Origin of the sequence: Phenylobacterium sp. (genome assembly GCF_031360265.1) — a bacterium.
Taxonomy (GTDB): Bacteria; Pseudomonadota; Alphaproteobacteria; order Caulobacterales; family Caulobacteraceae; genus Phenylobacterium.
This window is the reverse complement of record NZ_JANMBF010000118.1, coordinates 1-12,537: the sequence shown is the minus strand read 5'-3', so window position 1 is coordinate 12,537 and position 12,537 is coordinate 1. Positions and strand designations below refer to the sequence as shown.

The 12,537-nt window shown below is 67.6% G+C and carries 12 protein-coding genes and 2 pseudogenes; 2 read left to right on the top strand and 12 right to left on the bottom strand.

Going from position 1 to position 12,537, the window contains the following annotated elements; genetic code table 11:
• Both RMN86_RS10925 and rpsB read right to left on the bottom strand, forming a co-directional pair.
• Window positions 1-67: hypothetical protein (locus tag RMN86_RS10925; RefSeq protein ID WP_309605877.1), on the bottom strand; the 67-nt coding region annotated here is incomplete at its 3' end.
• Window positions 68-331: 264 nt separating this feature from the next.
• A pseudogene (gene rpsB, locus RMN86_RS10920) lies at window positions 332-1,132 on the bottom strand (30S ribosomal protein S2); the annotation flags it as partial.
• A gap of 252 nt (window positions 1,133-1,384) precedes the next feature.
• Between rpsB and RMN86_RS10915 the strand changes: the two are divergent.
• Window positions 1,385-1,687, top strand: a complete 303-nt coding sequence (locus RMN86_RS10915) for a hypothetical protein (RefSeq protein ID WP_309605874.1) — start codon at window positions 1,385-1,387, stop codon at window positions 1,685-1,687.
• An 8-nt stretch (window positions 1,688-1,695) separates the two neighbouring features.
• Here the strand turns inward: RMN86_RS10915 and dnaE are convergent, their stop codons facing one another.
• The 8 genes from dnaE to mce all read right to left on the bottom strand — a co-directional run bounded on the left by dnaE (window position 1,696) and on the right by mce (window position 10,204).
• Window positions 1,696-5,148: a DNA polymerase III subunit alpha gene (dnaE, locus tag RMN86_RS10910; RefSeq protein ID WP_309605876.1), complete on the bottom strand. Its 3,453-nt coding sequence runs from the start codon at window positions 5,146-5,148 to the stop codon at window positions 1,696-1,698.
• Between the two features lie 11 nt (window positions 5,149-5,159).
• Window positions 5,160-5,249 (bottom strand): cell division inhibitor SidA, encoded by a 90-nt coding sequence (sidA, locus tag RMN86_RS10905; protein WP_309605873.1) that lies wholly within the window; start codon window positions 5,247-5,249, stop codon window positions 5,160-5,162.
• Between the two features lie 201 nt (window positions 5,250-5,450).
• Window positions 5,451-5,765 carry a hypothetical protein gene (locus tag RMN86_RS10900; protein WP_309605872.1) on the bottom strand — a complete coding sequence of 105 codons (315 nt, stop codon included), beginning with the start codon at window positions 5,763-5,765 and terminating at the stop codon, window positions 5,451-5,453.
• A 203-nt stretch (window positions 5,766-5,968) separates the two neighbouring features.
• The gene (locus RMN86_RS10895; RefSeq protein ID WP_309605871.1) at window positions 5,969-6,676 is read right to left on the bottom strand and encodes an ABC transporter ATP-binding protein; all 708 of its coding nucleotides are present in this window, start codon (window positions 6,674-6,676) and stop codon (window positions 5,969-5,971) included.
• Window positions 6,669-7,904 (bottom strand): lipoprotein-releasing ABC transporter permease subunit, encoded by a 1,236-nt coding sequence (locus RMN86_RS10890; RefSeq protein ID WP_309605875.1) that lies wholly within the window; start codon window positions 7,902-7,904, stop codon window positions 6,669-6,671. Before RMN86_RS10890 ends, RMN86_RS10895 begins: the two co-directional genes overlap by 8 nt.
• 223 nt (window positions 7,905-8,127) lie before the next feature.
• Window positions 8,128-9,447 carry a proline--tRNA ligase gene (proS, locus tag RMN86_RS10885; RefSeq protein WP_309605870.1) on the bottom strand — a complete coding sequence of 440 codons (1,320 nt, stop codon included), beginning with the start codon at window positions 9,445-9,447 and terminating at the stop codon, window positions 8,128-8,130.
• A gap of 74 nt (window positions 9,448-9,521) precedes the next feature.
• Window positions 9,522-9,782, bottom strand: a complete 261-nt coding sequence (locus RMN86_RS10880; RefSeq protein WP_309605869.1) for a DUF1467 family protein — start codon at window positions 9,780-9,782, stop codon at window positions 9,522-9,524.
• Entirely contained in the window at window positions 9,782-10,204 is a 423-nt protein-coding gene (mce, locus tag RMN86_RS10875) for a methylmalonyl-CoA epimerase (RefSeq protein ID WP_309605868.1), read from the bottom strand. The genes RMN86_RS10880 and mce overlap by 1 nt, the downstream gene beginning before the upstream one ends.
• A gap of 143 nt (window positions 10,205-10,347) precedes the next feature.
• Between mce and RMN86_RS10870 the strand changes: the two genes are divergently transcribed.
• Window positions 10,348-10,701: a hypothetical protein gene (locus tag RMN86_RS10870; RefSeq protein WP_309605867.1), complete on the top strand. Its 354-nt coding sequence runs from the start codon at window positions 10,348-10,350 to the stop codon at window positions 10,699-10,701.
• Here the strand turns inward: RMN86_RS10870 and RMN86_RS10865 are convergent.
• Together RMN86_RS10865 and RMN86_RS10860 are read right to left on the bottom strand one after the other, a co-directional pair.
• Window positions 10,698-12,380, bottom strand: coding sequence for a ribonuclease J (locus tag RMN86_RS10865; protein ID WP_309605866.1), 1,683 nt, complete (start codon window positions 12,378-12,380; stop codon window positions 10,698-10,700). The two genes, RMN86_RS10870 and RMN86_RS10865, sit on opposite strands and share 4 nt — an antisense overlap.
• Window positions 12,381-12,537: pseudogene (locus RMN86_RS10860) on the bottom strand (pantothenate kinase); the annotation flags it as partial. It abuts the gene before it with no gap.

Here is a 12,537-nt window from a genome sequence, read left to right as displayed (position 1 = left end):
AGTCCATCATGCCAACGCCAGACTTTTCGCGCAGGTCCTTGACCAGCGCAGCGGTGATCTCCGCCATGGTCAGCTCCTTCAAATTCCAGAGGTCGGACGGACTCCGGCCGGACTCCGCCCTTGGGATGTATCGGTCAGCGGGAGGCGCGACGCCTCAGCTGGCCTGTTCTTCGCTCGGTTGTTCGGCCACGGCGGCCCCTGCCTCGGCAGCGGGAGCTTCCGCGACGGGGGTATCGGGCTCGGCCGCGGCCGGCTCGGCGGCGACCTCGGCGACGGGCTCCGGCGCGGCTTCAGCCACCGGCGCGGGCGCCGGTTCGGGGGTCGGCTCAGCCTTAGCCGCCTTCGGCTCAACCGCTGCCGGTTCCGCAGCCTGCGGCGACATCTGGCGGGCCAGGGTCGGTTCCAGCGGAGCCTCCGAGGCGCCCAGGTCGACACCCGACGCCGATTGCCCGGCGGCCAGCCCGTCCAGAATCGAATCGGCCATCAGATCGCAATAGAGCTGGATGGCGCGCGCGGCGTCGTCGTTGCCGGGGATCGGGAAGGTGATGCCGTCCGGGTTGCAGTTGGTGTCCAGCAGCGCGATCACCGGGATGTTGAGCTTGCGCGCTTCCTGGATGGCGATGGCTTCCTTGTTGGTGTCGATCACGAACATCAGGTCGGGGATGCCTCCCATGTCCTTGATGCCGCCCAGGGAGAGTTCCAGCTTGTCGCGCTCGCGGGTGAGCTGCAGCAGTTCCTTCTTGGTGCGGCCCTGTTCCCCGTCCAGCACGCCTTCCAGCTCGCGCAGGCGGGCGATCGACCCCGACACGGTGCGCCAGTTGGTCAGCGTGCCGCCCAGCCAGCGGTGATTGACGTAGTACTGAGCGCAGCGACGCGCGCCCGTGGCGATCGGCTCAGACGCCTGGCGCTTGGTGCCGACGAACAGGATCCGGCCGCCGGACGCGGCGACCTCGCGCACCTTGACCAGGGCCTGGTGCAGCAGCGGGATCGACTGCGACAGATCGATGATGTGAATGTTGGAGCGGCTGCCGAAGATGTAGCGCTCCATCTTCGGGTTCCAGCGGTGAGTCTGGTGGCCGAAGTGGGCGCCGGCTTCCAGGAGCTGACGCATAGAGAATTCGGGAAGTGCCATGGGCCTTGATCGTCCTTTATCCGGTTGAACCTCCGCAGACACCCTCCCGCCAAACATTGTCTTGGGGAGGACCGGAATGGAGCCGTCGGGATGTCTCCCCGAACGCCACCAAACGTCTGCGTGTGGATTGATGGCGGGGACTTAGGCGGTCAGCGCGGAAAAATCAACCTGCGTGGTAGTTTGACCCAAGATTGCCGTTGAACCTAGTGAGTGAAAATGTATGTTTGACGAGAACATTGGGAGAACAAAAAGATGAAACCGTCACTGTTCCTGGGTCTGACGTGCGTTTTCGGTCTGGCTGTCGGCGCGGCCCACGCGCAGACCGGGACGTTCGGCGGTCCGAGACAGCCCGCCCAGCCCGGCTACTCCGGGTTCAAGCCCTATGAGGCGCCGAAGCCCTACGAACCGCCGAAGCCGCCGAAGTCCTATGAGCCGGCTGCGCCAAAGCCTTTTGAACCGTTCAAGCCGTTCACCGGCGTGGACACCAACACCGCCCCGAGCGGCCTCTATCCTGAGATACATCGACGGCCGAAGAAACCCCTCGGCGGATATTAGACGGCGCCTCAGAGATCTTCGACGAAGACAACGCCGGGCGCGGTCTTGATCGCGCCGCGGACGGCCCCGTCCAGGGTGAAGCGGCCGGGCAGCTTCAGCTCAACCTCGCGGCCGTCGCCGACGCCGGCCACCAGCACGATCTCGCCGCCACGCGGGTTGACCACGCCTTCCAGCCTCTTCTTGAGCGCCTCGATCTCGGCGCTGCGCGGCGCCAGATGCACCCGCAGGCCGGCGACCACGTTCTCGACGGCCTTTTCCACCGGCTCGGCGCTGTCGCCGAAGAACCGGACCTCGCCGTCCTTGGCCTTGGCGCGGACCGTGATGGCGACGGCCTTGCCGGGCTCCAGGATGTCGCGGCACCGCCGCCAGCTCTCCGGCGGGACCAGCACCTCGTACTCGCCGGTCGGGTCCGACAGGGTGACGAAAGCGAACTTCTCGCCGGACCCTTGCGCGGCGCGCTCCTGGCGGCGGCGAACCACGCCGGCCATGCGCAGGGCCTCGGCCCCGCCCTCGGCTTTCGCGATGGCGTCGGTAAGCAGGTCCGTGCGCCGGCGGCGCAGCGCCTCGACCATGTCATCCAGCGGATGCCCGGAGAGGTAGAACCCCACCGCCGCCAGTTCCTCGTCCAGTCGTTCAACCGGGGTCCAGGGGTCGGACTTGAGCAGCCGAGGCCGCGCGGCCTCCGCCTGATCGCCGCCGAACAGGCTGGCCTGCGATGACGCCCGGTCGGCGGCCACGCTCTGCCCATAGGCCACCAGCCCCTCGGCGGCCCGAAACAGCATCGCCCGGTTGGCGTTGAGCCCGTCGAACGCCCCGGCCCGCGCCAGGGTCTCGAAGGTGCGCCGGTTGACCTGTCGGGGGTCCACCCGCTCGACGAAATCGAAGATGTCGCGGAACGGCCCGTGTTCGCGCCGCTCGGCGACCACATGGGTCATGGCCTGCAGGCCGACGTTGCGGATGGCGCCCAGCGCATAGAGCACCTCGCCGTCGGCGACCTCGAAGTCGGCGCCGGAGAGGTTCACATCCGGCCGTCGGATCTTCACGCCGCAGCGCTTGGCGTCCTGGTAGAAGACCGACAGTTTGTCGGTATTGGCCAGGTCCAGGCTCATCGAGCCGGCGAAGAACTCCACCGGCGCATTGGCCTTCAGCCAGGCGGTCTGGTAGGCGATCAGCGCGTAGGGCGCGGCGTGAGACTTGTTGAAGCCGTAGCCGGAGAACTTCTCCATCAGGCCGAACAGCCGGTCGGCGAGGTCGGCGGTCACCCCGCGCTCGGCCGCGCCGGACAGGAAGCGCTCGCGCTGCTTGTCCATCTCCTCCTTCTTCTTCTTGCCCATGGCGCGGCGCAGAAGGTCGGCTTCCCCGAAGCTGTAGCCGGCCAGGATCTGGGCGATCTGCATCACCTGTTCCTGATAGACGATGACCCCGTAGGTCGCGGTCAGCACCGGGGCCAGCAGCGGGTGCAGCACGTCCAGGGGTTTGCGGCCCATCTTGGCGTCGACATAGGCGGGGATCGAATCCATTGGCCCCGGCCGATAGAGCGAGATCAGCGCCGTGACCTCCTCGATCGACTGCGGCCGCAGCTGGCGCAGGGTGTCGCGCATCCCCTGTCCTTCCATCTGGAACACACCCACCGTCAGACCCGAGGCCATCACCTCATAGGCGGCCGCGTCGTCCAGCGGCAGGGTTTCCAACACAAAGCCCGCCCCGCGCCGCTCCAGGTGCTTCATCGCCCGGTCGACGACAGTCAGGGTCTTCAGGCCCAGGAAATCGAACTTCACCAGGCCGGCGCTTTCCACCCACTTCATGTTGAACTGGCTGGCCGGCAGATCGGAACGCGGATCGCGATAGAGCGGCACCAGCTCGGTCAGCGGCCGGTCGGCGATGACGATCCCGGCGGCATGGGTCGAGGCGTTGCGGTAGAGGCCCTCCAGCTGCAAGGCGATGTCCAGCAGCCGGGCCACCCCCTCGTCCTCGTCGCGGGCCTGGCGCAGGCGGGGTTCGATCTCGATGGCCTTGGCCAGGGTCACGGGATTGGCGGGATTGGCCGGCACCATCTTGGCCAGCCGGTCCACCTGGCCGAGCGGCAGCTGCAGCACGCGCCCGACGTCGCGCAGCACCGCGCGCGCCTGCAGGGTGCCAAAGGTGATGATCTGGGCCACCCGATCGCGGCCGTATCGGCCTTGCACATAGGCGATCACCTCGTCGCGCCGCTCCTGGCAGAAATCGATGTCGAAGTCGGGCATCGACACGCGTTCGGGGTTCAGGAACCGTTCGAAGATCAGGCCGTATTTCAGGGGATCGAGGCCGGTGATCATCAGGGACCAGGCGACCAGCGAGCCGGCCCCGGACCCGCGGCCCGGCCCGACCGGCACGCCGTGCGCCACCGCCCACTTCATGAAGTCCGAGACGATCAGGAAGTAGCCGGAAAAACCCATCGACTGGATGACGGAGATTTCCTTCTCCAGGCGCTCCTCATAGGCTTCCAGCGTCACCGAAAGGGCGTTGACCCGCAATCGCGCCTTCAGACCCTCGCGGGCCTGATAGGCCAGTTCGTCGGCCTCCGTGCGGCCGCCCTCGGTGGGGAACCGCGGCAGGATCGGGTCGCGCTTGGGGACCATGAACGCACAGCGCCGCGCGATATCGACGGTGTTGTCGCAGGCCTCGGGCAGGTCGGCGAACAGCGCGCGCATGTCGGCGGCCGACTTGAACCAGTGCTCGGCACTGACGCGGCGCCGCTCATCCTGGCCGACGAAGGCGCCGTCGGAAATGCAGATCAGCGCGTCGTGCGCCTGGTGCATGGACGAGGCCTTGAAATAGACGTCGTTGGTCGCCGCCAGCGGCGCGTCGGCCTCATAGGCATAGGCCACAAGGTGCGGCTCGGCGGCGGCCTCGGCCGCCAGGCCGTGCCGCTGCAGTTCCACATAGAAGCGGTCGCCGAACACCCGCTGCATTTCGGCCAGGGCGGCGCGACCCTCCTTGATCTTGCCCGCCGCCATCAGAGGATCGACCGGGCCGTCCGGACCGCCCGACAGCAGGATCAGGCCCTCGGCGTGGGCGCGGACCCTGTCCCAGGTAACATTGGGCTCCTGCGCGGGATCGACCTCGAGGAAAGCCGCGGAGGAGAGTTCGGTGAGGTTGCGGTAGCCCTGCTCGTTCTGGGCCAGGAAGACCAGCGTCGGGGTCTTGGCCCAGCGCTCCGCCGGGCCCTCGCCGATACCGGTGACCGGCAGGGCGCAGCCGATGATCGGCTGGACCCCCGCCTCCTTGGTGGCGACGGAGAACTCCAGCGCGCCGAACAGGTTGGCCCGGTCGGTGAGCGCCACCGCCGGCATGCCGGCCGCATGCGCGAGGCTGCCAATGGCGTCGGCCTTGATGGCGCCTTCCAGCAGGGAATAGGCCGAGCGCACCCGCAGGTGGACGAAGCCGTCATCGCCCTGCCCCACGCTCGCCGCCTCCCCCATGCGCACGGCGTTCAGCCCACGTGAGCCGCCACCGCGCAGATCATCCAGACAAAACTCGCCACCGACGCAAAGGCCAGTGATTCTCGGGCCAGACGAACCATGGGTCGCATCCTCCTGTGGGCGTCGCTGTGGACAAGCCACATCGTTCCTTGTTCGTTCTTATTCCCTTTTTGTTCTCGGTGGTCAAGCGGCCGCGCCAGGCTCGCCTGGAAGCAGCGTGCTTCGGATGGATCAGGAGGCCGCCGATCTGGAGCAGGTTCCGCGTCCAGGCCAGGGACAAGCCGCTGACCGGCCAGCCAGGATCAGGCTTCCTCGCTCGCCACTTCAGCCGGCCGATAGTGGGTGACGATGTCCTCGTGCTCGGCGACGCGCACCGCGCGGGCGACGTTCAGGCGCGTGAACAGGTGGCTGGTCTTGCGACCGCTGCGGGCGGGCCCCGGTGGGCGGGTCAGCGACAGGTCCATGGAGGTGCCGACCAGCAGCACCTTGAAGCCCGCGGCGGTGGCCTGGACGACGGCATAGTTACCCGCCGTCGGCAGGTGGGCCGCTCCCTCCGGCCGCCTCCGGAAGCGATAGGACGCGCCGGACGCTCCCTGAAGGTCGATAAAATCACGCATGTCAGCTCTGGGTTGGCGGTGGATCGTTCTGGGCCGGATCGGTCTTTGGCCTGGCGGAGCGGACGGTCGTTCTGACCCCCGCCCGTCGCCGCCTTGGCCGGCAAGGCCGCGGGGACGGCTGTCCGAGCCCGGACCCGCAGCGGGCATGGGTAGCGGCCCACGCCGCAACGTACAAGCGTCACAGCAGCGGGGTCTGGCCGGATCTACCCCCGCGCCTGTTCCTCCAGATGGCCGTCCTTGAGCGCAAAGACCCGGTCCATGTGACGGGCGAGGTCGAGGTTGTGGGTGGCGACCAGGGCGGCGACGCCGGTGCGCCGCGCCAGCAGGTAGAGGGTTTCGAACACCGCCGCCGAGGTCGTCGGGTCCAGGTTGCCGGTGGGCTCGTCGGCCAGCAGCAGGCGCGGTGAATTGGCCAAAGCGCGGGCGACGGCCACCCGTTGCTGTTCGCCGCCCGACATCTGCGCGGGCTGGTGTTGGAGACGGTCGCTGAGGCCAAGTTCACCCAGCAGATCCGCGGCGCGGACCCGGGCGGCCCGGCGCGACCGGCCAGCGATCATCAGCGGCAGGGCCACGTTGTCGAGGGCCGAGAACTCCGGCAGCAGATGATGGAACTGATAGACGAAGCCGATGGTCGCCAGGCGGATGCGGGTGCGGTCGCGATCGTTCAGGCCGGAGCAGTCGCGGCCCAGGATGGCGATCCGCCCCGCGTTGGGACGCTCCAGCAGGCCGGCAGCGTGCAGCAGGCTCGATTTTCCCGAACCCGACGGCCCGACCAGACCGACGATCTCGCCGGGCGCGATGTCGATATCCGCGCCGCGCAGAACGGTGAGCGGGCCGGCGCCGGTGATGTAGGATCGTTCCAGGCCCCCAATGGACAAGACCGCGTTTTCAGTGGGTTCAGGCCTATTCATAACGCAACGCCTCGACCGGATCGAGACGCGAGGCGCGCCAGGCGGGGGGCAGGGTGCAGACCATCGACACCGCCAGCGAGAAACCCACGATGACGGCGACCTCGAGCCAGTCGACCTTGGCCGGCAGGCGGCTGAGGAAATAGACGTCGGAGGAAAACACCGCCTGACCCGTGGCCCACTCCACGAGACTCTGGATCGGCCCGATATAGACCGAGACCAGGGCGCCCAGCGCCAGACCCGCCAGCGTTCCCAGGCCCCCGATGGCGGCCCCGGCCATGAAGAAGATGCGCAGGATCGCGCCCTGCCCCGCCCCGATGGTTCGCAGGATGGCGATGTCACGCCCCTTGTTCTTCACCAGCATGGTCAGGCTGGAGATGATGTTCAGCGCGGCAATGGCCACGATCAGCATCAGGATCAGCCGCATCACGTCGCGCTCGACCTTCAGCGCGCCCCAATAGGAGGCGTCGCGCTGGGTCCAGTCGGTCACCAGGGCGGTGGGGCCGGCGGCGCGGGCGACAGCGGCTTTCAGCTTGAGCGCCTGGTCGGGGTCTCCAACGCGCACCTCGATGGCGTCGGCCGTGCCCTCGCGCCCGAAAAACAGCTGCGCCTGGGCCAGCGGCATGAAGATATAGGCCTGATCGTACTGGCTCATGCCTGCGGTGAAGGTCCCGCCCACCGTATAGGGTTTCTGCAACGGCGTGCCGCCGAACGCCGTGGCGCCGCCGGAGGGCGAGATCAGCGTGACGGTGTCGCCCGGCTTGACCCCCACCTGCTCGGCCAGGCGGTCGCCGAGAATGACCAGATCGCCGCCATAGTCGCCCTCACCGAAGCCCTTGGTCGAACCGCGCGTGATGTTGCCGGCGACCACGCGGGTGGCGGCCAGGTCGCGTGGCGACAGTCCCCGCACGATGGCGCCTGTGACCTGATTAGGTCCCATGGCGATGGCCTGGGCCTCGATCACCGGGGCCGCCTGCACAACGCCGGGAACCTTCAGGATCCGGGCCACGGCAAGGTCGCGCTGAGGTCCGTCGAGCACCGCCCCGGTGACGAAGATATGGCCGTTGAAGCCGAGGATCTTGCCCAGCAGCTCGGCGCGGAAGCCGTTCATCACCGACATGACAATGATCAGCACCGCGACCGCGACCATGATCGCGGCGAAGGAGATGATCGAGATCAGCGCCACGCCGCCCTGGCTGCGCTTGGCGCGCAGATACCGTCCCGCCAGCATCCGCTCCCAGGCGCCGAACGCGGGTGCATGGGCGGTCGCGGGATCGCTCACCGGCAAGCCTGGAGGACCGCTCCCCTTCTCCTTGCGGAGAGGGGCCGGGGGTGGGGGTGCAAGCTGTGAAATTGGCAGCCTGTGGCGGCGGCGTCATCTCGTTGAGCGCGGCGCTGACACCCCCACTCCCAACCCTCTCCCCGCAAGGGGGGGAGGGCTTTGCGGTGAGCTCTCATCCGGCGATGACCTTCAGCGCGGCGTCGAGCGGCAGGGTCTGGCGTTCGCCGGTGGCGCGGCGTTTCAGCTCGACCACGCCGTCGGCGACGCCCTTGGGACCGACGATCAGTTGCCAGGGAATGCCCACCAGGTCGAGGCTGGCGAACTTGGCGCCAGGCCGGTCGTCACGGTCGTCGAGCAGCGGATCCTTGCTCAGGCCGGTCAGGGCCGCATAGGCCTGCTCGGCCACCGCATCGACCTCCGCGTTCCCTGGACGCAGGTTGACCACGGCCACGCCGAAGGGCGCCACGGCGTCAGGCCAGATGATCCCGGCTTCGTCGTGGCTGGCCTCGATAATCCCGCCGACCAGACGTGAGACCCCCACGCCGTAGGAGCCGCCATGGATCGGGGCGTCCTTGCCGTCCGGACCGGTGACCAGGGCTTTCATCGGCCTGGAATACTTCTCGCCGAAGTAGAAAATATGGCCGACCTCGATGCCCCGCGCGGTCATCCGCTTGTCGGCGGGAGCCTCGGCCTCGAAGCGGGCCTGGTCATGCATCTCGTCGCTGGCGGCATAGAGGCGCGTGCGCTGGGCGACCATAGGCTCCAGGTCGCCGTCCCAGTCGATGTCCGGGCCGGGCGCCCCCATCTCCACCAGATCCTTGTGGGCGAAGACCTCGCTCTCGCCGGTGTCAGCCAGGATGATGAATTCGTGGCTGAGATCGCCGCCGATCGGGCCGGGGTCGGCCTTCACCGGGATCGCCTTCAGCCCCAACCGCGCATAGATGTTCAGATAGGCCAGGAACATCCGGTTGTAGGAGCGGCGGGCAGCAGCCTCATCGATATCGAAGGAATAGGCGTCCTTCATCAGGAATTCCCGGCCGCGCATGACCCCGAACCGCGGGCGCCGCTCGTCGCGGAACTTCCACTGGATATTGTAGAAATTCTTCGGAAGGTCTTTGTAGGATTTGACATAGGCCCGGAAGATCTCGGTGATCACCTCTTCGGCCGTGGGCCCATAGAGCAGGTCGCGGTCGTGGCGATCCTTGATCCGCAGCATCTCGTCGCCATAGTCATCGTAGCGGCCGCTCTCGCGCCACAGGTCAGCCAGTTGCAGGGTCGGCAACAGCACCTCGATGGCCCCGGCGCGGTCCATCTCTTCGCGGACGATCTGCTCGATCTTCTTCAGCACCCGCAGGCCCATCGGCAGCCAGGCGTAGATGCCAGCGGCCTCCTGGCGGACCATGCCGGCGCGCAGCATCAACTGATGGGAGACGATCTGGGCGTCGGAGGGCGCATCGCGCAGCGTCGGCATGAAGTAGCGCGAAAGGCGCATGGTCTAGGGGCTTTCCTGGGAACTCAACGGCGGGCCGTCCTGATAGCCCCCCACCGGCAACCTTGGCAACGCGTTCAGCGGCCCCAGGGCAGGCGCGACAGGTCGACCAGCTTGAAGTGGATCACCAGCCACAGGATGGCGAAGACCACACCCGAGACCCAGGTGGTGGTGATGAATTTCCGCTTGAGCTTCGGGTCCACCGGCGCGCCGGGGTCGGAGCCGTCGTTGGGCAGTCCGGCCTCGGCCCGGGTCTGGGTGCCCAGCGGCAGGATGGCGAACAGCACCGTCCACCAGATGGTCAGATAGATCGCAACCAGGGTAATCGGCCCGCCCATCAGTGCGCTCCTTTGGGGATTTCCATCAGCTCCACCAGCACGCCGCCCATGTCCTTGGGGTGGACAAAGATCACCGGCACGCCGTGGGCGCCGATACGCGGCTCGCCGGTCCCCAGCACGGTGGCGCCCTTGGCCCGCATGTCGTCGCGCGCGGCCAGGATGTCGGGCACCTCGAAACAGACGTGATGCTGGCCGCCCCGGGGGTTCTTCTCCAGGAAGGCGGCGATCGGCGACTTGTCCCCGAAGGGTTCAATCAGTTCGATCTGGCTGTTGGGCAGGTTGACGAAACAGACCCAGACCCCCTGCTCGGGCAGGGAAAAGGTCTCACTGAAATCCGTGGCGCCGAGCATCTCGCGATACATCTTCACCGAGGCTTCGATGGAAGGCGTGGCGACGCCCACGTGGTTCAGTTTTCCGATCATCAAGTGCCTATACGACGGACCGCCTCACCCCTCCAGCGCCATCCCGATTTCGCGGCGACTTCCACTTCACCCACGGCGGTGACGACTGGGGCTTCAAAGCGAACCTCATGGCTTGGCCTAAGGGTGGCCGCGCGATGGTCGCAATGGCCAACGGCGACGACGGGATGGTGGTCGTCGTCGGGCTGATGCAAGCCGTCGCCCGCGCGTTCGGCTGGAAGAGCCTCGAACCCTTGGTCATCGACGCGGTGTCACTGAGTCGTTTACAGTTCGACCAGGTCGCGGCCAGCTACGGCCATGGAATGGTGATCGTCACCGCCGACGGAGACGCCCTGCGCATTGCCTACCAAGGCTCCAAGGTCGAGCTTGTCCCCCTTGGTGGAGATCGCTTCGTGGCCGACCCTGGCGGTTCCAGCGTGAGTGTGAAGGTCGAGCGCGACCCCGCCGGAAGTGTAAAGTCGTTGAGCGCGCTCGGCCGGACGCTCAGCCGCAATCTCTAGATCCGCAGCACCGTCGTCTCGACCACGGGCCGGCGGCCCCAGATGCGCTGGCTGGCCTTCTTCACGGCCCGCGACATGGCGGCCTCGACGGCTTCGTCGTTGTCGGACTGGTCGCCCTTGAGGCGTTTGAGCGCGTTTTCCGCCTCGTCGGCCAGGTCGTCGAGCACGTCGTCGAGGTGGTCTTCGCTGTTGGTCGGCAGGCCCAGGGCCCTCACCTGCGGTCCCGAGACGATCTGGCCGCGACCGTCCAGCGCGACGGTGACCATCAGGATGCCGTTGAAGGCGGCGTGGCGGCGCTCGCGCAGGGCGTCGCCGTTCTCGGGCGTCAGCATGCCGCCGTCGACATAGAGCCGGCCGGCGTGGACCTCGTCGATGATCATCGCGCGACCGGGGGCCAGCCGGACCATGTCGCCGTTGCGCGGGGTCACCTGCTGCGGCACCTGCAGGTCGCGGGCGAAGGCGGCGTGTTCCAGCAGGTGGCGGCGCTCGCCGTGGGTCGGCACCGAGATCTCCGGCCGCGCCCAGCGGTACATCTCGGCCAGCTCATCGCGGCAGGGATGGCCGGAGACGTGGATGCCGGGGTGGTCGCGCTCGGTGTAGAGGCGCACGCCGCGGTCGGCGAGCTTGTCCTGCAGGTTGCGGATCGGGATCTCGTTGCCGGGGATCACCCGGCTGGAGAAGACGCAAGAATCGCCGCCGCCCAGGGTCACGTGCGGGTGGGTGCCCTCGGCGATCCGCGACAGGGCCGCGCGGCCCTCTCCCTGGCTGCCGGTGCAGAGGTAGAGCACCTTGTCCCCGGGATATTTTTTGGCCTCATGGTCGTCAAGGAAGGGCGCCAAGCCCTCCATCAGCCCTACCGACTTGGCGGCGCTGGACATCCGGTGCATCGAGCGGCCGACCAGGCAGACGCGCCGGCCGTTGGCCTGGGCGGCGCGGCAGATGGAGTCCATCCGCGCCACGTTGGAGGCGAAACAGGCCACTGCCACCTTGCCCTTCAGGCTGCCGATCAGTGGGATCAGGGTGTCGCGGACCTCGGATTCGGAGCCCGCGTGGCCGTCGACGAAGACGTTGGTGGAATCGCAGACCATGGCCAGCACGCCCTCATCGCCGAGCCGGCGGATCGCTCCCTCGTCGGTGACGCCGCCCAGCAGCGGGTCGGGATCGATCTTCCAGTCGCCGGTGTGCAGGATGGTGCCGAGCGGGGTGCGGATCGCCAGGCCGTTGGGCTCGGGGATCGAGTGGGTCAGCGTGATCAGCTCCAGGCTGAAGGGCCCGAGCTCGACCGTCCCGCCCAGCGGCACGACGGTGATCTTCGCCTCGTCCAGCAGTCCCGCCTCGCGCAGCTTCTCGCGCAGGATGAAGGCGGTGAAGGGGGTGGCGTAGATCGGCGCCTTGAACCGCGGCCACAGCCAGGCCACCGCCCCTATATGATCCTCATGGGCGTGGGTCAGCACGATACCCAGCAGGCGGTGGGCGTTCTTCTCCATGAATGTCGGATCCGGCAGGATCACCTCGACCCCCGGCGTGGTCTGGTCGCCGAAGGTGATGCCCAGGTCCACCACGATCCACTTGCGGTCGTGCGGCGGCCCAAAGCCATAGAGGTTGAAGTTCATGCCGATCTCGTTGGACCCGCCGAGCGGCAGGAATACGAGTTCGTCGTCTTGAGATTGTTTCGCCATTTACGCCTTCGCCGTATTCCGGCGGTAGATTTCTAACATGCCCCGGATGGTCAGGTCGGGATCGAAGTGGTCGATGGCGCTGGTCGCGCCGTGGAATAGCGAGGCGACGCCGCCGGTGCCGACCACCGTCATTGGCTTGCCCCACTCGGCCTTGATC

Bases quoted from the DNA above. Each gene is read 5' to 3' on its own strand.
- RMN86_RS10915 (WP_309605874.1), top strand. From the start codon at position 1,385: ATGAAACCGTCACTGTTCCTGGGTCTGACGTGCGTTTTCGGTCTGGCT.
- dnaE (WP_309605876.1), bottom strand. From the start codon at position 5,148: ATGGGGGAGGCGGCGAGCGTGGGGCAGGGCGATGACGGCTTCGTCCAC.
- sidA (WP_309605873.1), bottom strand. From the start codon at position 5,249: ATGGTTCGTCTGGCCCGAGAATCACTGGCCTTTGCGTCGGTGGCGAGT.
- RMN86_RS10900 (WP_309605872.1), bottom strand. From the start codon at position 5,765: ATGCGTGATTTTATCGACCTTCAGGGAGCGTCCGGCGCGTCCTATCGC.
- RMN86_RS10895 (WP_309605871.1), bottom strand. From the start codon at position 6,676: ATGAATAGGCCTGAACCCACTGAAAACGCGGTCTTGTCCATTGGGGGC.
- RMN86_RS10890 (WP_309605875.1), bottom strand. From the start codon at position 7,904: ATGCTGGCGGGACGGTATCTGCGCGCCAAGCGCAGCCAGGGCGGCGTG.
- proS (WP_309605870.1), bottom strand. From the start codon at position 9,447: ATGCGCCTTTCGCGCTACTTCATGCCGACGCTGCGCGATGCGCCCTCC.
- RMN86_RS10880 (WP_309605869.1), bottom strand. From the start codon at position 9,782: ATGGGCGGGCCGATTACCCTGGTTGCGATCTATCTGACCATCTGGTGG.
- mce (WP_309605868.1), bottom strand. From the start codon at position 10,204: ATGATCGGAAAACTGAACCACGTGGGCGTCGCCACGCCTTCCATCGAA.
- RMN86_RS10870 (WP_309605867.1), top strand. From the start codon at position 10,348: ATGGCCAACGGCGACGACGGGATGGTGGTCGTCGTCGGGCTGATGCAA.
- RMN86_RS10865 (WP_309605866.1), bottom strand. From the start codon at position 12,380: ATGGCGAAACAATCTCAAGACGACGAACTCGTATTCCTGCCGCTCGGC.